The organism is Methylocystis sp. JAN1, assembly GCF_052186135.1.
Taxonomy (GTDB): domain Bacteria; phylum Pseudomonadota; class Alphaproteobacteria; order Rhizobiales; family Beijerinckiaceae; genus Methylocystis.
Map to the genome: position 1 here is coordinate 3,960,568 of NZ_CP181499.1, position 21,353 is coordinate 3,981,920.

Annotated in this window: 17 protein-coding genes; 6 read left to right on the forward strand and 11 right to left on the reverse strand. The window is 65.3% G+C overall.

Annotated elements, in window-relative coordinates; translation table 11 throughout:
- Positions 1-80: 80 nt before the first annotated feature.
- The 4 genes from ACNHKD_RS18940 to ACNHKD_RS18955 all read right to left on the reverse strand — a co-directional run bounded on the left by ACNHKD_RS18940 (position 81) and on the right by ACNHKD_RS18955 (position 4,871).
- Positions 81-440 carry a hypothetical protein gene (locus ACNHKD_RS18940; protein WP_442755029.1) on the reverse strand — a complete coding sequence of 120 codons (360 nt, stop codon included), beginning with the start codon at positions 438-440 and terminating at the stop codon, positions 81-83.
- A 164-nt stretch (positions 441-604) separates the two neighbouring features.
- On the reverse strand, positions 605-3,049 hold the full coding sequence (gene ppsA, locus ACNHKD_RS18945) for a phosphoenolpyruvate synthase (RefSeq protein ID WP_442755030.1): 2,445 nt from the start codon (positions 3,047-3,049) through the stop codon (positions 605-607).
- Between the two features lie 120 nt (positions 3,050-3,169).
- Positions 3,170-3,826 (reverse strand): phosphoribosyltransferase, encoded by a 657-nt coding sequence (locus ACNHKD_RS18950; RefSeq protein ID WP_442755031.1) that lies wholly within the window; start codon positions 3,824-3,826, stop codon positions 3,170-3,172.
- 13 nt (positions 3,827-3,839) lie between these two features.
- Positions 3,840-4,871 (reverse strand): hypothetical protein, encoded by a 1,032-nt coding sequence (locus tag ACNHKD_RS18955; protein ID WP_442755032.1) that lies wholly within the window; start codon positions 4,869-4,871, stop codon positions 3,840-3,842.
- Positions 4,872-4,953: 82 nt separating this feature from the next.
- Here ACNHKD_RS18955 and ACNHKD_RS18960 point away from each other — a divergent pair, with 82 nt between their 5' ends.
- Genes ACNHKD_RS18960 through ACNHKD_RS18970 form a run of 3 tightly spaced genes read left to right on the forward strand, consistent with a single transcriptional unit; the run spans position 4,954 to position 8,859 of the window.
- Complete coding sequence (locus ACNHKD_RS18960) at positions 4,954-6,021, forward strand: alpha/beta fold hydrolase (protein WP_442755033.1); 1,068 nt, start codon at positions 4,954-4,956, stop codon at positions 6,019-6,021.
- The gene (locus ACNHKD_RS18965) at positions 6,011-7,006 is read left to right on the forward strand and encodes a ribose-phosphate diphosphokinase (protein WP_442755034.1); all 996 of its coding nucleotides are present in this window, start codon (positions 6,011-6,013) and stop codon (positions 7,004-7,006) included. The genes ACNHKD_RS18960 and ACNHKD_RS18965 overlap by 11 nt, the downstream gene beginning before the upstream one ends.
- Before the next feature lie 47 nt (positions 7,007-7,053).
- Positions 7,054-8,859 carry a PHA/PHB synthase family protein gene (locus ACNHKD_RS18970; protein WP_442755035.1) on the forward strand — a complete coding sequence of 602 codons (1,806 nt, stop codon included), beginning with the start codon at positions 7,054-7,056 and terminating at the stop codon, positions 8,857-8,859.
- Positions 8,860-8,865: 6 nt separating this feature from the next.
- On the opposite strand, the gene ACNHKD_RS18975 is transcribed toward ACNHKD_RS18970, so the two are convergent.
- A complete protein-coding gene (locus ACNHKD_RS18975; RefSeq protein WP_442755036.1) occupies positions 8,866-9,777 on the reverse strand; it encodes an HAD family hydrolase in 912 nt (303 codons plus the stop codon).
- Positions 9,778-10,154: 377 nt separating this feature from the next.
- Between ACNHKD_RS18975 and ACNHKD_RS18980 the strand changes: the two genes are divergently transcribed.
- A complete protein-coding gene (locus ACNHKD_RS18980) occupies positions 10,155-10,664 on the forward strand; it encodes a bactofilin family protein (protein ID WP_442755037.1) in 510 nt (169 codons plus the stop codon).
- Positions 10,665-10,741: 77 nt separating this feature from the next.
- On the opposite strand, the gene ACNHKD_RS18985 is transcribed toward ACNHKD_RS18980, so the two are convergent.
- Positions 10,742-13,174 carry a glycogen/starch/alpha-glucan phosphorylase gene (locus ACNHKD_RS18985; RefSeq protein WP_442756942.1) on the reverse strand — a complete coding sequence of 811 codons (2,433 nt, stop codon included), beginning with the start codon at positions 13,172-13,174 and terminating at the stop codon, positions 10,742-10,744.
- A gap of 236 nt (positions 13,175-13,410) precedes the next feature.
- Positions 13,411-14,406, reverse strand: a complete 996-nt coding sequence (locus tag ACNHKD_RS18990; RefSeq protein WP_442755038.1) for an OmpA family protein — start codon at positions 14,404-14,406, stop codon at positions 13,411-13,413.
- Between the two features lie 144 nt (positions 14,407-14,550).
- Between ACNHKD_RS18990 and ACNHKD_RS18995 the strand changes: the two genes are divergently transcribed.
- Positions 14,551-16,074, forward strand: a complete 1,524-nt coding sequence (locus ACNHKD_RS18995) for a rhomboid family intramembrane serine protease (RefSeq protein ID WP_442755039.1) — start codon at positions 14,551-14,553, stop codon at positions 16,072-16,074.
- A gap of 71 nt (positions 16,075-16,145) precedes the next feature.
- Here ACNHKD_RS18995 and dnaN read toward each other — a convergent pair whose 3' ends face one another.
- Together dnaN and ACNHKD_RS19005 are read right to left on the reverse strand one after the other, a co-directional pair.
- On the reverse strand, positions 16,146-17,264 hold the full coding sequence (gene dnaN / locus ACNHKD_RS19000) for a DNA polymerase III subunit beta (RefSeq protein WP_442756943.1): 1,119 nt from the start codon (positions 17,262-17,264) through the stop codon (positions 16,146-16,148).
- A 392-nt stretch (positions 17,265-17,656) separates the two neighbouring features.
- The gene (locus ACNHKD_RS19005; RefSeq protein ID WP_442755040.1) at positions 17,657-17,923 is read right to left on the reverse strand and encodes a type II toxin-antitoxin system ParD family antitoxin; all 267 of its coding nucleotides are present in this window, start codon (positions 17,921-17,923) and stop codon (positions 17,657-17,659) included.
- A 131-nt stretch (positions 17,924-18,054) separates the two neighbouring features.
- Here ACNHKD_RS19005 and ACNHKD_RS19010 point away from each other — a divergent pair, with 131 nt between their 5' ends.
- On the forward strand, positions 18,055-20,376 hold the full coding sequence (locus ACNHKD_RS19010; RefSeq protein WP_442756944.1) for a transglycosylase domain-containing protein: 2,322 nt from the start codon (positions 18,055-18,057) through the stop codon (positions 20,374-20,376).
- Between the two features lie 30 nt (positions 20,377-20,406).
- Here ACNHKD_RS19010 and ACNHKD_RS19015 read toward each other — a convergent pair whose 3' ends face one another.
- Both ACNHKD_RS19015 and ACNHKD_RS19020 read right to left on the reverse strand, forming a co-directional pair.
- Positions 20,407-20,838, reverse strand: coding sequence for a Rieske (2Fe-2S) protein (locus ACNHKD_RS19015; RefSeq protein WP_442755041.1), 432 nt, complete (start codon positions 20,836-20,838; stop codon positions 20,407-20,409).
- A gap of 129 nt (positions 20,839-20,967) precedes the next feature.
- On the reverse strand, positions 20,968-21,237 hold the full coding sequence (locus tag ACNHKD_RS19020; RefSeq protein WP_442755042.1) for a DUF1150 family protein: 270 nt from the start codon (positions 21,235-21,237) through the stop codon (positions 20,968-20,970).
- Positions 21,238-21,353: the final 116 nt, after the last annotated feature.

Below are 21,353 nucleotides of genomic sequence, written 5' to 3' on the forward strand. Positions count from 1 at the left end.
ACGACCCGATGGCGCTGATCCATCGGAGAAAAACGGCCCGATCGCGGATGTACCGACGGGCCGTTTTTCGCGTTTTGCGCTTAGCGCCAACGGCCGTGTCCGCCGCGCCAGCCATAACTGCCATGCCAGCCGCGGCCGCCCCAGCCATAGCCGTAACGGTGGCCATGCCAGCCATAGCCGTGGTAGGGACGACGCCATCCATAACGGTAGCCGCCATAATAAGGACGGCCCCAGCCATAGCCGTAGCGGCCGTGATAATGGCCGGCATAGCTCCACCAGCAGCGGCCCCAGCGATTGCAGACGCGTATGGCGTGCGCTTCCTCGGTCGCCGGCGCGAGCCCGACATTGGCGACGGGCATGGCCGACGCCGCGCTGGAGGCGAGCGCCGAGAAGCCGCAGACGAAGGCGGCCGAGATCGCGATTTTCACAGGAACGTTCATGCCGATCATCCTCTCTGCAAGGCAGCGGCGCAAATCCTGATCCGCCGCGGCATGTGCAAGCAACGAGATTCACGTTTCGTCGCAACGGACGCAGCGCGAAACACGACGGACGAAACCTGTCGCCGTCCGCCTCTCTTTCAAGCCCTCCGGGGCCAGCCTCTCTTTTATTTGCGGCTGCGCCCGAGCGACTTCTCCAGCGCGACGATGCTGGTCGTCGTGCGCACCACCGTGTCGGGATTGAGGCTGATCGAGTCGATGCCGAGGCGCACGAGAAATTCCGCCATCTCGGGATAGTCGGACGGCGCCTGCCCGCAAATTCCGCAATGACGGCCGTTGCGCCGCGCGCCTTCGACCGCGAGCGCGATCATTTTCTTCACGCCGGGATCACGCTCGTCAAAGTCGAAGGCGACTATTCCCGAGTCGCGATCGACGCCCAGCGTGAGCTGGGTGAGATCGTTGGAGCCGATCGAGAAACCGTCAAAATATTTCGAGAACTCGTCGATCAGCATCACATTGTTCGGAATCTCGCACATCACATAGATCTCGAGACCATTCCTGCCGCGTTCGAGCCCAAGCTCCCGCATGAGCGAAATCACTTTTTCCGCTTCCTCGACGCGGCGGCAGAAAGGAATCATTAGCTTCACATTGGTGAGGCCGAGATCGTCCCGCACGCGCTTCATCGCCGCGCATTCGAGCGCGAAGCCGTCGCGATAATTGGGATGGGCGTAACGCGAGGCGCCGCGAAAGCCGATCATCGGATTATCTTCGTCGTTTTCGAATTCGCGGCCACCCAGAAGCTTGACGTATTCGTTCGTCTTGAAGTCCGACATGCGGACGATGACGGGCTTGGGGTAGAAAGCCGCGGCGATGGTCGCGACGCCCTCGGAAAGCCGCTCGACGAAAAAAGCGCTCGGGCTTTCATAATGCGCCGTGAGCTTTTCGAGCTTCGCGCGCACCTTAGGATCGAGGCGGTCGGGATGCGCCAGCGCCATCGGATGCGCGTCGATATAGTTGTTGATGATGAATTCCATGCGAGCGAGGCCCACCCCGTCGTTGGGCAGCGCCGAAATGCCGAAGGCGATGTCGGGGTTGCCGACATTCATCATGATATGCGTCGCCGGCCGTTCGAGATTGGCGAGATCCGTCTTGACGACCTCGAAATCGATCTCGCCCTCATAGACTCTGCCGACGTCGCCCTCGGCGCAGCAAACCGCGACAAGATCGCCCGTGCGAATGACATGCGTCGCCTGATCCGTTCCGACAATGGCCGGAATGCCGAGCTCGCGCGCGACGATCGCCGCATGGCAGGTGCGCCCGCCTCGATTGGTGATGATGCCGGCGGCCGATTTCATCACCGTTCCCCAATCGGGCGAGGTTGTGTCGGCGACAAGAATTTCGCCGGGCGCGAAGCTCGACAACTCACTCATGTGTTCGATGACGCGCGCTTTGCCGAAGGCGATCTTCGCGCCCACCGCGCGCCCCTCGACCTTCACGGCCCCGTGCTTCTTGACCTTGTATTCCTCGACGATATTGCGGTTGCGCCGCGAGGCCACCGTCTCGGGTCTCGCCTGCACGATATAGAGCTTGCCGTCGACGCCGTCCTTCGCCCATTCGATGTCCATCGGGCGATGTTCGCCAGCCTTCGAGCTGTAATGCTCCTCAATCGCCATCGCCTGCCCCGCAAGCGTCAGCGCTTCATCGTCCGTAATGCAGAACTTCTCTCGTTCCTTGCGATCGGTCGGAATATTGCGCGTCGTGGCGCGGCCGCGATCGGAGAAGATCATCTTGATCTTCTTCGGCCCGAGCGTCCGTTTCAGCACGCCGCGCTTGCCCGCGCGGTAGGTCGGCTTGAAGACATAGAACTCGTCCGGGTCGACGGCGCCCTGCACGACGTTCTCGCCGAGCCCATAGGCGCCGGTGATGAAGACGACGTCCTTAAAGCCGGTCTCCGTGTCGATCGTGAAGATGACGCCCGAGGCCGCCAGGTCGGACCGCACCATCTTCATGACGGCGACGGAATTGAAAACCTTGAAATGATCGAAACCGTTGTCGACGCGATAACGGATGGCGCGGTCGGTGAAGAGGCTCGCAAAGCAGTGGCGCACCGCGTCGAGCACATTGGCCGCGCCGCCAATATTAAGATAGGTGTCGTGCTGGCCTGCAAAGCTCGCGCTGGGGAGATCCTCGGCTGTCGCGGATGAGCGGACGGCGACCGTCAGCCCGGCGCCATATTCGTCGGCAAGGCGCGCGAGCGCACCGCGAATATCCGCTTCGACATCGGCCGGCAGGCCGGCGGCGTAGACGATGTCGCGGGCGCGAGCCGCCCCGCGCGCAAGGTCGTCCACATTGTCGATATCGATCCCGTCGAGCGCCGCCTTCAGCTCGGACCATGCGTTCGCCTGATCGAGCGCATGACGATACGCCTCGGCCGTGATGGCGAAGCCATTGGGAATGGAAAGGCCCTTGGCGGTCAGCTCACGATACATTTCGCCAAGCGAAGCGTTTTTGCCGCCGACAAGCGGCACGTCTCCGATGCCGATTTGCGAGAAGAAACGTACGAAACGGCCGTCGCCGCCCTTCGAATCTCCGGTCTTCTTTTTGTCGCTCATATCGAAGCCAATCTGTCTGACGCGTTGAAGGCTCGCGTTTCCGCTAGGCCGGTTTCTTGACAATAGAGCGCTCAAGCCCGGCCGCGCGCGCCGGACTTGCGTCGCGGACTCCTGAGGCATTTAGCCGCGCGCGCCCTTCACGCCGTGGCGATCGAGCAGCTCAATCACCTCATTATCCTCAATTTGACGGAAATCGCGATAATAGAAGCCGACCCCCACGAAATAATCGTAGGCCTCGACGCAGACCAATTGATCGACGTCCTTGCGAAGCAGGTCCAGGGATTCCATCGGCGCCACCGGCACGGCGAGAACGAGCTTCTTCGGCTCTCGCGCGCGCACGGCCTTCAACGCGGCGCGCGTCGTCGCGCCGGTGGCGATCCCGTCGTCGACGACAATAGCGACGCGTCCCTTCGCCTCGGCGCGCGGACGAGCGCCAAGATAGAGACGGCGGCGTCGCTCGATCTCGGCGCACTGCTCGGCGCATTCCCGCGCAAACTGCGTTTCGCTGACGCCGGACAAGGCGATAACGTCTTCATTGCGGACGACGACAGGCTTGCCGCCATCCGCCACGGCGCCCATTGCAAGTTCGGGCTGGTAGGGCACGCCGATCTTTCGCACGAGCACGAGATCAAGCGGCGCCTTCAGCATGTCGGCGATCGGCGCCGCGACCGGAACGCCGCCGCGCGGCAGGGCGAAGACGGCGGCGTCCTCGCCCTTGAATTCGGTTAACGCATCGCAGAGTCGTCTGCCCGCATCCGCACGATCGAGAAAAGGCAACGTCGCCTCCTGTCTAGAACGCGCCCGCTAGCGCGCGCGCGGCGATATCGAGATAAAGCGCGGCCTGCGGCGCCCATCTTTCGGGCGCCCGCGCCGCCGGCTCCAGAAGGTGCGCGATGGAAAGACGCGCGCGCAAAGCCGCGCGCCAGGCGGCGTAAAGCCCGACCAGCTCCCAGGACGGCGCGGCGCCCAACCGGCGCGCGAGCGCTTCGCTGAAGCGGCGCAAGAGCTGCGAGGCGCCGAGCCGCGCGCATTCGACGCCGAGCAGCGCGATTTCGTCGAAAGGGTCCACCTGCCTCAGCTCCGCGTTGAACTCGAGGCAATCGAAAATCACGACCGGCCTCGTGAGGCAGACATGCTCGGGCCGCAGATCGCCATGTCCGTCGACGATGCGGCCGCAACGCGCGCGCGCCTCCAGGCCGGCGCGGCTGGACGCGAGTCGCGCGTCGAGAAGATCGAGCGTGCGGAGCCGCGCCGGCTCCAGGCCGAAATCGGGACGCGTGAGAACGTCGCGATTGCGCCCCTGCTCCCGCCCGAAGCGCGCGGCGTAGTTCTCGGGCGTCAGAGCGGAGATTTCGGCGTGTCGGTAGAAGCGCGCGAGAACATCGCAAACGGCGCCGATCTCCGCGTCGCCGACGCCCCCCCACCTGATCCGCGCCTCCAGCGTCAGGCGCCGCGGCAATCGCCGCATTTCCACCAGCCAGTCGACAATAGTTCCGCCGCCGCCCAAGGCCAGGCCAGAGTCGGTCGCCACAAGCGGAACGACGCCGAGATAGACATTGGGCGCCAGGCGCCGGTTGAGACGCAGTTCCTCCCGGCAACAGCGCTCGCGCGCTCTGGGCGTCGAAAAATCGAGAAACGGATAACGCACCGGTTTTTTCAGCTTGTAGGCGCGCGCGCCGACGAGAAAGACATAGGACATATGCGTCTCTATCGTCTCGACCTTTGCGTCCGCCAGACCGTAAGTCTCCGGTTTCCGCAGAAAGCGCAGCTTCTCGGCAAGCGGGACGGCGCGCGCAAAGACTTCGTCGGGATCGCCCGTCATTCCGCCACCCGTTCCCGCGAGGTCGCCAATCGGCCTCCGCCTCACATATGATAGCCCGCCCCCGATCATGACGGAAAAAGCGATGAGCTGGGACATATGGACGCGCGATCTGTGGGCTTTGCCTTTCGCGACGATGGAAGCCTGGCGGCGCGCGCTCGAGCCTCCGCCCGTCTCGCCGCCGAGGGAAGGCCCGCACTGGACGACGCCCGCGCGGATGGCGCTTAAGCTCGGACTTTTGCGGCTTTGGGATTTCTCGGTTCCGGGCGCGGACGCGACCCCTGTCGTCATCCTCTCGCCCTATGCGCTGCACGACGCGCAGCTCGCGGATCTCGCGCCCGCGCACAGCCTCGTCGGCGCCCTGCTCGGCGGCGGCCGCACGCGGCTCCACCTCGTCGAATGGACCTCGGCCACGTTCGAGACGCAGCTTTGCGGGATCGATCATCTTCTGGCGGAGCTCAACGTCGCCATTGACGATATCGGCGCGCCGGTCGACCTTGTCGGGCTCTGCCAGGGCGGGTGGCTGGCTCTTCTTCACGCCGCGCGTTTCCCGCAGAAGATCCGACGCATGGCCGTCATTGGGTCGCCGATCGACATGGCCGCGGAAGCTTCCGTGCTGTCGGAGCCCGTCGACCGAACTTCGGACTTCGCCATCGACCGGCTGATCGCCGCCGGCGGCGGCGTCGTCAAAGGCGCGCATATGGCTCCGCTCTGGCCGCGCGAAACATGCGCGGAGCGGCGCATCGTGGATGCGCTGCAAATCGAACCTCCCTTCGAGGCCGCCTGCGAGGCCGTCGCCGCGTTCCAGGCCTGGGACCGCCGGCTCCTCGATCTGCCCGCACCCTACTACCGGGAGGTCGTTCAGTATCTTTATCGCGACAATCTGCTCTCCGCGGGCGGCTTTCCGGCGCTCGGCAGGCGCGTCGATCTGAGCGCGCTCGACCAGCCGCTCTTTCTGCTCGCAGGTTCGCAGGACGGCGTCACGCCGCCCGCGCAGCTCTTCGCACTGAAGAACATTGTGCGCGGCGCGGTCGAGACGGCCGTCGCGCCTTGCGGACATCTCGCGCTGTTCATGGGCCGTCGTACGATCGAAAACGAATGGCGGCGCATCGCGGGGTGGCTCTCTGGCGATGAGGCCAATCATGGGAAATGAACCAGTGCTTTTCGCGCTCGGGGCCAGCCGAGTTTTTGGCGAAGCCGTCGCCGAGCGTCTCGGCGTCGGACTGTCGCCCATGGAGGAGCGCGATTTCGAGGACGGCGAATTCAAGCAGCGGCCGCTAACGAGCGTCCGGGGCCGCGACATCTACGCGATGTCGAGCCTCTACGGCGAAGCGGGCGCGAGCGCCGCCGACAAGCTGCTCAGGCTCCTGATGTTCATCGGCGCCTTGAAGGACAGCGGCGCGGCGCGCGTGACCGCAGTGACGCCCTATCTCTGCTTCTCCCGCAAGGACCGTCGCACCAAGCCGCGCGACCCCGTCGCCACGCGTTATGTCGGGCAGCTTTTCGAGGCCATGCGCGCCGACGCGCTGATGACCGTCGACGTCCACAATATCGCCGCTTTCGAAAACGCCTTCCGTATTGAAACCATTCCGCTCGACGCCCATGCGCTGTTCGCGCGGCATTTGACGGCGCTGATCGGCGATGCGCCGGTCGCTGTCGTCTCGCCCGATCTCGGCGGCGAGAAGCGCGCGGAGCTCTTCCGGCAACGGCTCGAACGCATGCTGAAGCGCCCTGTCGCCAAGGCCTTCATGGACAAGACGCGCAGCGAAGGCCGGGTGACGGGCGATATTTTCGCGGGCGACGTCGATGGCCGCGTCGCGATCATTCTCGACGATCTCATCGCGGGAGGGGGCACCGTGGCGCGCGCGGCGACGGCCTGCCGCGCTCATGGCGCGGCGCGGACGTTCGTCGCCGCAACTCACGGAGTCTTCGCGGCGGCGGCGCCTGACATATTGCAAAAAGCGCCGATCGACCGCGTCATGATCACCGACTCCGTTCAACTGCGGACGGGCGACGCCACGGCCGGGGCGCTAAAAGAACGGCTGGAGATCGTTCCGCTCGCCCCGCTTTTCGCCGAGGCGATCCGCCGGCGGCGCGACAATAGCTCGATCACGCAACTCCTCGCCGAGGGTCCGTAAAGCGCCTTCACGCATTTGCTACATTTCCGCGACAGATTGGAGCCATCATGGATTTGACCCTGAAGAAACACGGCCCCGTCAAGCCGCGCGCGCTGGAGCGCCGCGCCTCGTCGCCGCTCATGTCCCTCCTGCATACCGCGTCCTTCGAGACGCTCGACCGGGCGACGCAGGCGACAGCCGCCCGCTTCACCCAAGGCATTTCGCCGCATGCGCAAATGTCCGCCTGGATCGACTGGGCGGCGCATCTCGCGGAGTCGCCCGGCCGGCAGTTGGAGCTCGCAATCGACGCTTTCTCCTCCGCCGCGCGCCTTGCCCATTTCGGCGCCTACAATCTTTTCAGCGACAAGGCCGAGCGTCCTTTCGCGCCCGAGCCTTCGGACAGGCGCTTCGAAGATCCGGCCTGGAACGCTTTCCCCTTCCTCTTTTTCGAGCAGGCCTTTCTCGCGCAGCGGCAGTGGTGGCGAAAGGCGACGCGCGAGGTGCGCGGCATGCGCGCCCACAACGCCGCACGCGTTTCGTTTCTCGCGTCGAAATATCTCGACGCCTTTTCGCCGTCGAACATCCCGTGGCTCAATCCTCTCGTCATCGACCGAACACAGCGGGAGGGCGGCGCCAACCTGCTGCGCGGCTCCAAATATTTCATCGAGGATTTTTTCGACGCCGCCACGCAGTCGTCGAACGGCGGGGACGGATACGAGCTCGGCAAGGACGTCGCCGCGACGCCGGGCGAGGTGGTTTATCGCAACCATCTCATCGAGCTGATCCAGTATCAGCCGGCGACGGAGACGGTCTGCGCCGAGCCGATCCTGATCGTCCCCGCGTGGATCATGAAATATTACGTGCTCGACCTCGCGGCGCATCATTCGCTGGTGCGCTATCTCGTCGAGCGCGGCTTCACGGTCTTCATGATCTCCTGGCGCAATCCCACCGCCGAGGATCGCAATATCGACTTCGACGATTATCGCGTGCTTGGCGTGATGGAGGCGCTGCGCGTCGTCAATGCGGTCTTGCCCGGGCGCCTTATTCACGCCGCCGGCTATTGTCTCGGAGGCACCCTGCTCGCCATCGCCGCAGCCACGATGGCGCGCGACGGCGACGAACGGCTCGCTTCCGTCACGCTGCTCGCCTCACAGACCGATTTCAGCGAGCCCGGCGACCTCATGCTCTTCGTCGACGCGGCGCAGGTCGCCTTTCTGGAAGACATGATGTGGGACCAGGGCTATCTCGATACCTATCAGATGTCGGGAGTCTTCATGGCGCTGAGGTCAAACGAGCTTTTCTGGGCGCGCGCCATTCAGGAATATCTGCTCGGCGAGCGCGAGCACGCGACCGACCTCATGGCCTGGAGCGCGGACCAGACGCGCATGCCCTATCGCATGCATGCACAATATCTGCGCGGCCTGTTTCTGGAGAACAGGCTGACCGCCGGCCGCTACGCCGTCGAAGACGACGTGATCGCGCTGAAGGACATCAGCGTGCCCATGTTCGTCGTCGGAACGGAGTCGGATCACATTTCGCCCTGGCGCTCCGTTTACAAGGCGCATCTCTTCACCGACAACGAAATGACCTTCGTGCTCACGAACGGCGGGCACAACGCCGGCATCGTCTCCGAGCCGGGCCATCCCGGGCGTCGCTATCACCTCGCCGTGCGGGCGCGCAACAACCGCTATGTCAGCGCAGACCATTGGCGCGAGCGCGCGAAGCTTTTCGAGGGCTCCTGGTGGCCCGCATGGGCGTCCTGGCTCGAACGCGCGAGCGCGAAAGAGCGCGTCACGCCGCCGCAGATGGGGGCGCCCGAAAAGGACTTCGTCCCGCTCGAACCGGCGCCCGGAAGCTATGTGCGCCAGCGCTGAGGCCGCTCAACGCCGCGGCGGGAAGATCGTCTTCCAGTCGTTCTTCATGCTGACGAGCGTCCAGCCGCGCTTGCCGGCTTCGTCGAGCCCGCGGTCGAGGCGCCCGACGGACGACCTGCGGTCATAGGCCGCTTCGCGCGCCGCGTCGTCGTGATGAACGATCAGGCCGAAACGTGGACCCGCGCCGGCGGTCGTCCACTCGAGCATCTGAAAATCGCCGTCCGAATTGCCGAAGGCGGCGATTGGCCGGCGGCCGATAAATTGATTGACGCCGACCGGCTTGCCGGCCTTGTCGTCGATGAAATTGATTTTCGCCTCGCGCGTGAGCCGCGACTTGCCGTCGACGACCTCATATCTGGTGACGATCGACGAGCCGATCACCTGTTCAGGCGGCACGCCATAGACGCGCTCGCTGAAGGCGCGCATGAATTCGACGCCGCCGCCCGAGACGATGAAGATCTTGAATCCTTTGGCGCGCAGGAAACCGAGAAGCTCCAGCATCGGCTGATAGACAAGACGGTCGTAATGCGCCTTGAACTTCGGGTGTTCGGCGGTCGCGAGCCATTCCGAGACCTCCGCCTGAAATTCCTCGGGCGTGTCGCCCGCATAGGTCGCGCCGACGATCGCGTTGATCCCCTTCGCGCCGCTTTCCGCGAGAGTCTTGAAATCACCCGTCAGCGCCGCCCTGAAGGGTTGCCGCCGGCACCATTCCGGATGCTTCGGCGCCAATTGCCTCACGCGTTCGAGCGTGAAGAAACCCTGCGTATAAAGCGGCCATTCCGTCCAGAGCGTGCCATCATTGTCGAAGACGGCGATGCGCTCCGCCGGCGCCACATAGTCCGGCCCGTCCGCCTTCGTCACCCTGACGGCGAAGGAGAGAATCGCCTCCTTGGCTGGGCCGTCGTTCCAGGAGGGCAACGCATCTTCGGCGCGCGCTGGCGCGCAAGCGAGAAGGAGAAAAGCGCTGACCGCCAACCATCGGAAACCCACGCCTGTTCTTGCGCCTCTGAGTAAAAAGGCCGCCGCACAGCCGACAAAGGGGCCGGCAGCGAGACGATCAATGTCTCGAAAAGCGGGAACCATCATCCTTAACAAGGGCATAACTTGGCCTCCACCCGACCGGAACGGGGACCGGGCAAAGAAAAGGAGGCGCAGGCGCCCCCTCCGAGTCAAGCTTGTCAGGCGCGTCGCGAGGCGGCGCCTCGCGATTTGTGCAAACAGAACACGAATTTGCCGCGAGAAGCGCGAAAGAGTTTAACCTCGCAGCGAGGCGATTCGCGAGAGAGGGAAGCGAAATGGCGACGTTCAGGCCTGACGAAGAAAACGCCGTCTATATCGGTCATGGCGCGGAAATGACGGGCGCGATCCGGGCGCGCGACAGCATTGTCATCGACGGGACTTTCGACGGAGAGATTTCCTGCAACCACCTCCTCGTCGGCCCGTCGGGGGTTGTGAAGGGCAGAGTCAACGTATCGAGCGCCGATATCGCCGGACAGGTCAGCGCCGAGATCGTCACCAAGCATCTTCTCTCCGTTCGCGCCACTGGCCGAGTTGAGGGAAAATGGGATTGCGGGACGATCGAGGTCGCGCGCGGCGCGGTCCTCAACGGCGCCGCCCATGTGGCGCAAAGCGCCGGCGCCGCGCGGCGCGAGCCGGTCGCCGAAGCTCATTCGATCATCGAAACGGACTATGTCGAGGAGGAAGAGTATGAAGCGCCGGCGCCCGCGCTCGTCGCGCCGCCGCGCGAAGCGCCTCGGCTGACCAAACTCAACCTGCGCACGCCGCTACGCCGTAAGGTGGGTTGATTTCCCCGACCTTCGACAGCGATCGCGCCCCCGGCGCGATCGCATAGCCGCGAGGATCGAGCTTCCTCTAAGCGCGCTTATGTCGCTACCTTCCAAATCTCGTCCGCATATTCCCGGATCGTCCGGTCCGACGAGAACCACGCCACCCGCGCCGTATTCAGAATGCAGGACTTTCGCCACGCTTTCTGGTCGCGCCAGCGCGCGTCGGTCTTGCGCTGCGCGTCGCAATAGCTGTCGAAATCCTTCGTGATCAGGAAGTGATCGTAATAGGTCAGCGTGTCGACGAGTTGCGCATAGCGATGCTTGTCGTCCGGCGAGAACATGCCGCCTGCGACCGCCGAGAGCGCCTCGGCAAGGCGCGGGCTCGCCGCGATCGTCTCGCGGGCATCGATGCCCCTCGCACGGCTTTCCTCAACCTCCTGCGCAGTCAGGCCGAAGATGAAGATATTGCCGTCGCCGACGCGCTCGCGGATCTCGACATTGGCGCCGTCGAGCGTGCCGATGGTGAGCGCGCCGTTAAGCGCGAATTTCATGTTTCCGGTGCCGGAGGCTTCCATGCCCGCGGTCGAAATCTGCTCGGAGAGATCGGCCGCTGGAATGATCGTCTCGGCGAGGCTCACATTATAGTTCGGCAGGAAGACGACTTTCAGCAGGCCCCGCGCCTCTGGATCGGCGTTCACGATCTGTGCGACGTCGTTGGCGAGCTTGATGATGAGCTTCGCCTGGATGTAGCTCGCCGCCGCCTTTCCCGCGAAAATCTTCACGCGGGGCACGAAATCCCGGGAAGGCTGGGACTTGATGTCGAGATAGAGCGCGACGGCTTCAAGCACGTTCAACAGCTGGCGCTTGTATTCGTGAATCCGCTTGATCTGCACGTCGAAAAGCGCGTTGGAATCGACGCGCACGCCAACCGTATCGAAGATCCTGGCGGCGAGGCGCTCCTTGTTCTCGCGCTTGGCGGCGGCGAAACGCTGTTGAAATTCCGGGTCGTCCGCGTAGTTTTCGAGTTCGATCAGCTTTTCGGGATCGTCGAAGACGCCCGCGCCGATCGTCTCGGCCAGAAGCCGGGACAGAGCCGGATTTGCCTCGAGCAGCCAGCGCCGGAAGGTGACGCCGTTCGTTTTGTTGACGACGCGGTCGGGATAGAGGCGGTGGAAATCCTTGAAGACCGTCTCCTTCACGAGCTCGCTATGCAGCGCCGAGACGCCGTTGACCTTGTGCGAGCCCAGAAAAGCGAGATGGCCCATGCGCACATGGCGGCCATTGTGCTCGTCGATGAGCGAAACGGAAGAAAGAACGCCCGCGTCCTGCACGCCCTTCTCGCGCAGCCCGTCGAGATGCATGGCGTTGATGAGATAGATGATCTGCATGTGGCGCGGCAGCAGCTTCTCCATCAACCACACAGGCCAGGTCTCCAGCGCCTCGGGCAGCAGCGTGTGGTTCGTGTAGGAGAAGGTCGCCTGCGTGATCTTCCACGCCTCCTTCCATTCGACGCCATGCACATCGACGAGAAGGCGCATCAGCTCGGCGACGCCGATCGCCGGATGCGTGTCGTTGAGCTGGATCGCGTTTTTCTCGGCGAGCTTCATGATGTCGCCCGACTGCTTCATGTGCCGCCGGATCAGGTCCTGAAGCGAGGCGGAGACGAAGAAATATTCCTGTCGCAGGCGCAGTTCCTGGCCCGCGGGCGTCGAGTCGCTCGGATAGAGCACTTTGGAGATCGCCTCGGCGCGCACCTGCTCGGCGAGCGCGCCGACATGGTCGCCCTGATTGAAGGCGTCGAGCCGCAACGGATCGAGCGCGCGCGCCGACCACAGGCGCAGCGTGTTCACATGCCTGCCGCGCCAGCCGACGACCGGCGTGTCATAGGCGACGGCGACGATGGTCTCGCCGGGACGCCACACATGAGCGAGCAGCCCGTCGGTCAGCCGCGTGTTTTCGACATGGCCGCCAAAGCCGATGTCATAGGTGATTTCCGGACGCGGGAACTGCCAGCTATTGCCGAAGGACAGCCAGTCCTCCGGATATTCATGCTGCCAGCCGTCCTTGATCGTCTGGCGAAAAAGCCCGTGATCGTAACGAATGCCGTAGCCGACCGCGGCGATTTCCAGCGTCGCCATGCTGTCCATGAAGCAGGCCGCGAGACGTCCCAGGCCGCCATTGCCGAGCGCCGCGTCGGGCTCCAGCTCGCGCAGTTTGTCGAGATCGACGCCGAGTTCCGCGAGCGCCTCGCGCATGGCGCCGGTGAGGCTCAGATTGGTGAGCGTGTCAATCAGCAGACGACCGATCAGAAATTCGAGCGAGAGATAATAAACCCGGCGACGATCCTCGCGATAATTGCGCCTGGTCGAGGCGAGCCAGGATTCGACGACGCGGTCGCGCGTCGCAAGCGCCGTGGCGACGAACCAGTCGCGCGGGCTCGCCGTCGCGCTGTCCTTTCCCACCGTGTAAGTGAGGCGTCGCAAAACGTCGTCCCTCAGCGCGGCGACGGCGTGGGCGTGATGGGTCATGTCGATCGCGTTCAAGTCCGTTCTCGCAGGCAAGGCGTCCGGGAGCTGCGGCCGGCGCGACGCCTTGCGCCGGCCGCATTCAAGAAAGCCGGACCGATCCGTTTCAGCGGGGCATCAGCTTTGCGGCGCGCAGCATAAGAAAGATTAAACAAGGCGATCGCGGACGTAAACGGGCCCGCGCAACGGCGCCGATTGTTTGATCAATGTTCCAACATGGTTGCGCAAAAGAGAACGCTCTAGCGCACGATATAATCAATCGTTCCGACGTGACGCTCATTTTGCGCGCAGCAACCGACGGCGACGAGACGCCGCCCGGCGACGCCTTCGCGGCGCAGATAACGCTCCGCGGCCGCCGCGCGCCGTTGCGAGAGCGCGTCCGCGGCGCCTTCGTCGCCATGGCCGCGCACTTCGATCGTTGTGTCCGGGCAGCGGCGGATGATCTCCGCCGCTTTATCCAGCGCGAGAGCGACGCGGCGATTGACGGTTGCGCGCGCCGCATGAAAGGCGACGGGCTCCGACGCCGCGACGGCGTCGAGCGCGCGCTGGCAGGTCGCGGCGTCGAGATCGCCGGCGGGCAGCGCGGCGAGAACCTCCCGAGGGCCATCCGGCGGCGGGACCTGCGGCTGCGGCGGAATCGTGGCGGTCGCATCGGGCCTGACATCGGCAGGCTTCGGGGCCGGTTCGGCCCGTTCCTGCCGCGGCGACGCATCGACAACGCGGCGCACGCCCGGCGCGGCCGCGATTTGCGCCATAAGATCCTGGTCCTGAAGGACGGCCGACGTCGCCATCACGTCGCGGCCCGAAAGCGCGACGCCCGCGGCGTCGACGCCCGCCGCCTGCGCCAAGGCCGCCACCCGCTTCTGCAAGGCGGCCTGATAAGCGGGCTGGGCCACATGCGTCGCGCCGAACCAGAGCAGCGCGGCGGGGGCAAGCCCGAGCGCCCAGCGTTCATGCGCGGCGAGGCTTCTGCGCATCGCGCCGGCGCCGGCAAGGCAGCCCGCGATGAAGGAGACGAAGCAGGCAAGCGCGCTTTCGACATGAATCGAGATCGCGCCTTGCGCCGCGCCGAGCGCGACAGAAGCGGCGGCGGCCAGAGAAGCGAGCGCCGCCCATATCAGCCAGCGCGCGGGCCCCCTGCGGGTCGGCGCTTCCGCGGCGAGCGCACCGGTCGCCGCCCCCACAGCGAGGCAGGCTGTCAGCCAAGGCCAGAGAAAGGCGTAGAAATCCAGCATGGCGCTCTATTGCGCGGGCGAAGGCCGCGCTCTCAACAATGGGGCGCCGGCCCTGCAATCGCAAGCGCGGCGAAGGGGTCATTTGACTCCGCCGCGCCTCGTCGGACATGCTCGCCCGCAAATTGCGGAGCGGCCGGACGCCAAATGGATTTTCAAACCATTCTCGCCGTCAATCTGATGGCGCTTTCCGCTCTGTCGATCCTTCTCGGCCTCGTTCAGCGCCGGCGCGAACTCACTTCCTTCGCGCTGGTCAACGGGCTGGTGTTGCTTGTCGGCGGCTTCGCGCTCTGGGCCTATCCGCAGGAGGCCGGCGGCCTCGTTTCGCTCGTCTTCTTCCCGCTCGTCGCCGCGCCGCTGGCGCTCGGCGCCCTTCAAGCCCATTACGCGCGCGCCGGGCGGCTTGAGGCGGCGGCGCGCTGCGCCGACCTCATGGCCTTTTTTCATCCGTCGCCCGCCATGCGCCTCTCGGCCGCCTTCGCCCGCGCAGCGGCGATCGACGACCCGCGTGAGAAGGCCCGCGCCTTCGCCGCCCTCGCCGCAGAGGCGCCCGCGGAACAGGCGGCCGTCATCGAGACGCGCCTTCTCGCCGATCGCGGCGACTGGGAGAAGGCGCTTGTGCTCGCGCAAAACCCGGAGAACGCACGCCAGCTTTCCGGCTACCGCCTGCGCGCGCTCGGCGAAACCGGCCGCATCGAGGAAATGATCCGGGATTATGCGCGCTCCGCCGATTCCACGCCGCTCGAGCAGACAGTCTTTTCCTGGCTGTTCGTCCTCGCTTTTGCGGGGCGCCCGCATGCGGTCGAGGAGCTGGCGACGCGCGTGATGCGGCTCGACCCGGACGCGGCGGCCTATTGGGTCGCGATCTCCAGGCGCCAGGCGGGAGACGAGGCGAGCGCCCGCGCCGCGTTCGAGGGCCTCGCCGTGAGCCGCAAGGAGACGCCCGCGGCGATCGCCGCCCGCCGCCAGCTCGCGAAATTCGGGACGCCGCGTCCTCACCTCTCCGCGGAGGCGCAGGAAATCGTGGAAGGCGTGGCTTTGCGCGCCGCGGCGGAAAGCGCGCGGCTGGCGCGCGGCTGGCGGCTGCCGCCCGCAACCCTGCTGCTCCTCGCGGCCAATTCGGCGGCGTTCGTTGCGGAGATCGGCCTCGGCGGCTCGCAAAACGCCGAAACGCTCATTACGCTCGGCGCGCTATGGGCGCCGCTCGCGCTGCATGGCGAGGAATGGCGCGTTCTGACGTCCGCCTTCCTGCATTACGGCCCGCTGCATTTCGCGCTGAACATGATGATGCTCGCGCTTGTCGGCCGCGAGCTGGAGAACGAGGCGGGTTCGCTCAAGACCTTCGCCGTCTATCTTGGCGGCGCGCTGTTTTCGTCGGTCTTCGTGCTCGGCCTGATGGCGAGCGGCTTGGTCGGCTACGGGCTGTACGTCGGGGCGTCGGGCGCGATCTTCGCGCTCTTCGGCGTGGTCGGCGCGCTGAGGATCAAGGACTGGCTGCGCCACCGCGCAAGCCTCGACGCCTTTCGCGCCACAGCGCTCGGCCTCGCCATGCTGGTTCAGATCGCGGCCGATTTCCTGCTGCCCATGTCGAGCCTCGCGGCGCATCTCTCGGGCTTCGGTTTCGGGCTGCTCGCCGGCATATTCGTCAATCCGAAACGGCCTTTGCGGTAGCCGCGCGCCGGGATCCGTTCGCCGGGAGCGTCGTCGCGAAGCAATCAGGCGGAAGCCCATATAAAGGGTTGTCAGACCCGCATCGGCATCAGCACATAAAGCGCGTTCGCGCCGTCGCGGTCCTGGATCAGCGTGGGCGAACCGGGATCGGCGAGCTTGAAGAGCGCCGTGTCGCTGTCGAGCTGTTGCGTGATGTCCAGCAGATAGCGGGCGTTGAAGCCGACATCGAGCGGCTCGCCGTCATAGTCCGCCTCGATCTCCTCGACCGCCGAGCCCTGGTCCGGATTGGTGACGGAGAGAACGAGCTTGCCGGAGGTGAGGGCGAGCTTCACCGCGCGGCCGCGTTCCGAGGAGATGGTCGAGACGCGGTCGACCGCCTTGGCGAAGACGTCGCGCTCCACCGTCAGGCGCTTGTCGTTATTGGCCGGAATGACGCGCGCGTAATCAGGGAAAGTGCCGTCGATCAGCTTGGTCGTCAGCAGAGCGTCGCCGAAGGAGAAGCGCATTTTGTTGGTGGAAAGCTCGACCAGCACCTCGCCCTGCGCGTCCTCGATGAGCTTCTGCACTTCCTGCACCGCCTTGCGCGGCAGGATCACTCCGGGCATGCCGGCGCAGCCCTCCGGCGCCGGCAATTCGAGCCGCGCGAGGCGATGGCCGTCGGTCGCCACGGCCCGCAGCATGGGCTGGCCGTCGACCTCCATGGCGTGGATGTAGATGCCGTTGAGATAATAGCGCGTCTCCTCGCTGGAGATCGCGAATTGCGTCTTCTCGATCAGCCGCTTGAGGTCGCCCGGCGGCAGCGAGAATTTGTGGCTGAACTCGCCCGAGGTGACGTCGGGAAAATCGCTTTCCGGCAGGGTCGAGAGATTGAAGCGCGACCGGCCGGAGCGCAGCGTGAGCTGGCCAGTCTCGCCGCTCTCGTCGAGCGACACCTGCGCGCCCTCGGGGAGCTTGCGGACAATGTCGTAAAGCGTATGCGCGGGAAGCGTCGTGGCGCCCGCCTGCCCCACCTCGGCGGCGGTCTTCTCGGTGATTTCGAGGTCGAGGTCCGTCGCCTTCAGCGTCAGCGCGCCGTCGCGCGCGTCGATAAGGACGTTGGCGAGAATGGGAATGGTGGTGCGACGTTCGACGACACGGTGAACATGGCCGAGCGCCCGCAACAGAGCCGCTCTCTCGATCGTGACCTTCATCGCCGCAATACCGTCCACGTCTTACTGGGCGCCTCGCGCCGGGGGCGGAGACTTTGACAAGGCAGCGGCGGAATCGCAAGGGGCGGCAGGCCGGGCCTTGTGGAGAATTCGCCCGCCGAGCCAGCTCTCCGGGTCCCGCGCGCCATGGACGATGGCGATAATTGTGACGCCTCCCGTTAAGGGCTCGAAGATAATGACGTAGCGGCCTTCGATAAGGATACGGGCGCTCGGACTGAGTTCCGGCGCGGCGCGCCCACCAGCGGATTCTCAGCGGCAAGCCGCGCTTTTTCATCATGCGCCCGAAGAGACCGTCGGCAGCGAGAACATTGTCGATTGCAATCGTCGCCCAGATATCGAAAAGCGCCGTCTCCGCCGCCGGCGTCAGAACGACCTTAGCCACTCAGCCCGACTTTCCTCTTGAATTCCGCCAAAAGCGCGTCCGCCTCGATCTCGCGGGCAGGACCGCTCGCGAGCCCAGCCTCATAGGCCTGCCTGAGCCGCTCGATTTCAAGCGCCCTAAGCTCCTCCTGCTGCTCCCAGAGGCGAAGCGCTTCTCTGAGAACTTCGCTGTTCGAAGCATAGGCCCCCGTTTCCACCGCCTGCTGTATGCGGCGGGCCTGCTGGTCGGAGGGGAGATCGTCATTGTGCGCATGGCGCATTTCTCGCAAAAAATCACAAATATTGGTAGACGCGCCCCCGCCCCAATTTCTTAACCGGCCCTTAAAGCGCCTTCCTTAAATTGAATCCATGGCGCGAGGAGGCGGCGGCGGAGAGCCTCGAGGCGAAGATGATGGCGCGCGGCGGCAAACGTCAGGAACCGAGATTCGACGACAAGGCGGATGACCGCGTCCTGCGCGCCGAGAAGCGGCCGCCGCGTCGCGGGGAGCGCGCCCCTGAGCCGGAGGAGCCGGAAACGTTCGAGGACGGCGACGCCCCCGAGCCCGCCAGACTGAGGCCAAGACGGCGAACGGGGTCGATGATCGGCGCGCTTTTCTACTGGGCTTTCACCCTCTCAATATGGGGCCTGATCGGCGGCGGCGCGCTGGCGGTGTATTACGGCTCGCAGCTTCCGCCCATCGACCAGCTCGCGGTCCCGAAGCGCCCGCCCAACATCGCCATCATGGGCTCGGATGGCGAGCTTCTCGCCAATCGCGGCGACACAGGCGGCGCGGCGATCCGCATTGCGGACCTGCCGCCCTATCTGCCCAAGGCTTTCATCGCCATCGAGGACCGGCGCTTTTATTCGCATTGGGGCGTCGATCCGCAGGGCGTCGCCCGCGCGCTGCTGCGCAACGTATCGGGACGCGGCGGCATGCAGGGCGGCTCGACGCTCACCCAGCAGCTCGCCAAAAACCTCTTCCTCACGCAGGAGCGCACCCTCTCCCGCAAAATTCAGGAAGCGATCCTCGCGCTCTGGCTCGAGCACAAATATTCGAAGGACCAGATCCTCGAACTCTATCTCAACCGCGTCTATTTCGGTTCCGGCGCCTATGGCGTCGAGGCGGCGACGCAGCGCTATTTCGGCCACAGCGCCAGGACGGCGACGCTCTCCGAGTCCGCCGTGCTCGCGGGCCTCATGAAAGCGCCGAGCAAGCTCGCGCCGGACAGAAATCCCGAAGGGGCGAGCGAGCGCGCCGCGCAGGTCATCACCGCCATGGCGCAGGAGGGGCATATCAGCGAGGCCATGGCCAAGGCCGCCCTCGCCCGTCCCGCGCGCGCCGTCAAGGAGCAGGGCGCGGGCTCGATCAATTACGCCGCCGATTATGTCATGGACATGCTCGACGACACGATCGGCGCCATCGATCAGGACATCGTCGTCACGACGACCATCGACCCGCGCCTTCAGGCCGTCGCCGAGGGCGCCCTGAAGGAAGAGCTGGAAAAAAAGGGCGCGAAATTCAACGTCTCGCAGGGCGCGATCGTCTCGATGGACCCGAACGGCGCCATTCGCGCGCTCGTGGGCGGCCGCGACTATTCCGAAAGCCAGTTCAACCGCGCCGTCTCGGCGAAACGCCAGCCGGGCTCGGCCTTCAAGCCCTTCATCTATCTCGCCGGCCTCGAACATGGGCTGACGCCCGACTCGGTGCGCGAGGACGGCCCGCTCAACATCAAGGGCTGGACGCCCGAAAATTACAGCCACGAATATTTCGGCCCCGTCACGCTCACCAAGGCGCTGGCGCTGTCGCTCAATACGGTGGCCGTTCGCGTCGGCATGGAAGTCGGGCCGAAGACCGTGGTGAGGACCGCGCATCGCCTCGGCATACAATCGGAGCTTCAACCCAACGCCTCCATCGCCCTCGGCACGTCGGAAGTGACGCCGCTGGAGCTCGTCACGGCTTACGCGCCCTTCGCCAATGGCGGCGTCGGCGTGCAGCCGCACATCATCGTCCGCGTGAAGACCGCGAGCGGCAAGACGCTCTATCAGCGCAAGGGCTCGAGCTTCGGCCGCGTGATCGAGCCGCAATATGTGGCGATGATGAACGCCATGATGCAGGAGACGCTCACGACCGGCACGGCGCGCAAGGCGGATCTTCCCGGCTGGCAGGCGGCGGGGAAGACCGGCACCAGCCAGGATTTCCGCGACGCATGGTTCGTCGGCTATACGAGCCGCCTCGTCACCGGCGTCTGGCTTGGAAATGACGACAGCTCTCCGACCAAAAAAGCGTCGGGGGGCAATCTGCCGGTCGAGATCTGGAGCCGCTATATGACGATCGCCCATAAAGGCGCGCCGGTGGCGGGCCTCCCGACCGGGGCATGGCGTTCGGAGGTGGTGGAGGACATCGTCGCCAAGCCGCTCGACGATCTGATCGGCATCTTCGCCGGGCCGGACAAGCCCGCGCCCCAGGCCAGGTCCCAGAAGCGCGCCGTCGCGATCCAGCCGGAAAGCGACGCGCCGCCCGAGGAGTCCTCGGCCATCGAGCCGCGCGACGACACCGCGACCATCCCGCCGCCGCCTCCGCGCGGCAGGCGTGCGAGCACCCGCGAGATTGACGAGTTGCTGCCGCCCGAGGACATCCCCAACGCCGGGGCCGTCCCGCCTCCAAACCCGCGCCGCCGCCGGCCTGCGGCGCCGGACAGGAATATTTTTGAACAGCTTTTCGGCGGCGGGTGAGCCGCCTCCGTTTGAGGCGGAGGGCGCCCCTCAGTCCGACGTGATCATGATCTGCGGCGCCTCGTCGTGTTCGACGCGATCGAGCCCGTCCTCCTCGGCGAGCTCCACCCCTGTGATGCAGACGTCCTCGCCGTCGATGACGACCTCGATCTTTTCCAGCGCCGCGCCCGCGCAAGGTCCGTCATGGCAAGCGCCTGTGGCGAGGTCGAACAGCGCGCCATGCTTGCCGCAGATGATGGCGCGGTGGCCCTGATCGAGGAAATGGCCCGGCTGGAAGTCGATCCGCGCGCCCTGATGCGGGCAGCGATTGAGGTAGGCGTGATATGTTTTGCCCTGTCGAACGACGAAAATCGGAAAGGCCACGGTCTTGTCGCCGTCGCGGCGCGCGAGGACGAAGCCGGCCGCGCCGCGCTTGGCGACATCGTTGACGTGACAGACAGCGAAGATTTCGTTTGCCGGCATGAGCGCCTCCGTGACGGGGCGCGACGCCCCTATCGCTCACGAAAGCAAATTCCCTGCCTCGCGGATTGTAGGCTTTGCTGAAAAGAGACTAAGCGCCTCCGGCCTCAAGCGGCCGGAAGGGCGCATGGTTCAGTGAAGGCTGACCATCGTCAGGTCGTTCTCGCGGGCGTTGCCGATCGCGCCCTCTTCCGTGTCGGCGAGGACGATGGGCGCGCCGTCGGCGCCGATCAGCGCGAAAATCGTGAGGCCCGGTTGGATCTGAGGCGCTTGCGGGTAGAGACGGTTCACGTCCTCCGAGCGCATCTCCTTGACATAGGCGATCATGCCGTCGCCGAGATTGGCGAACTGCTCCGGCGTCAACAAGGGCGCCTTGTGTTCAATTGTCATTTTGGCTTGCATAGGCTCCTCCTCGGCGTCCGTAAAAGACCCGCCCATCGACGCCTGCCGCGCAGCGCGCCTTGCATCTAGAAATGTGACTTTTCGGGCGCTTTTAAAGAGGGCGCTCAATCTTGCCG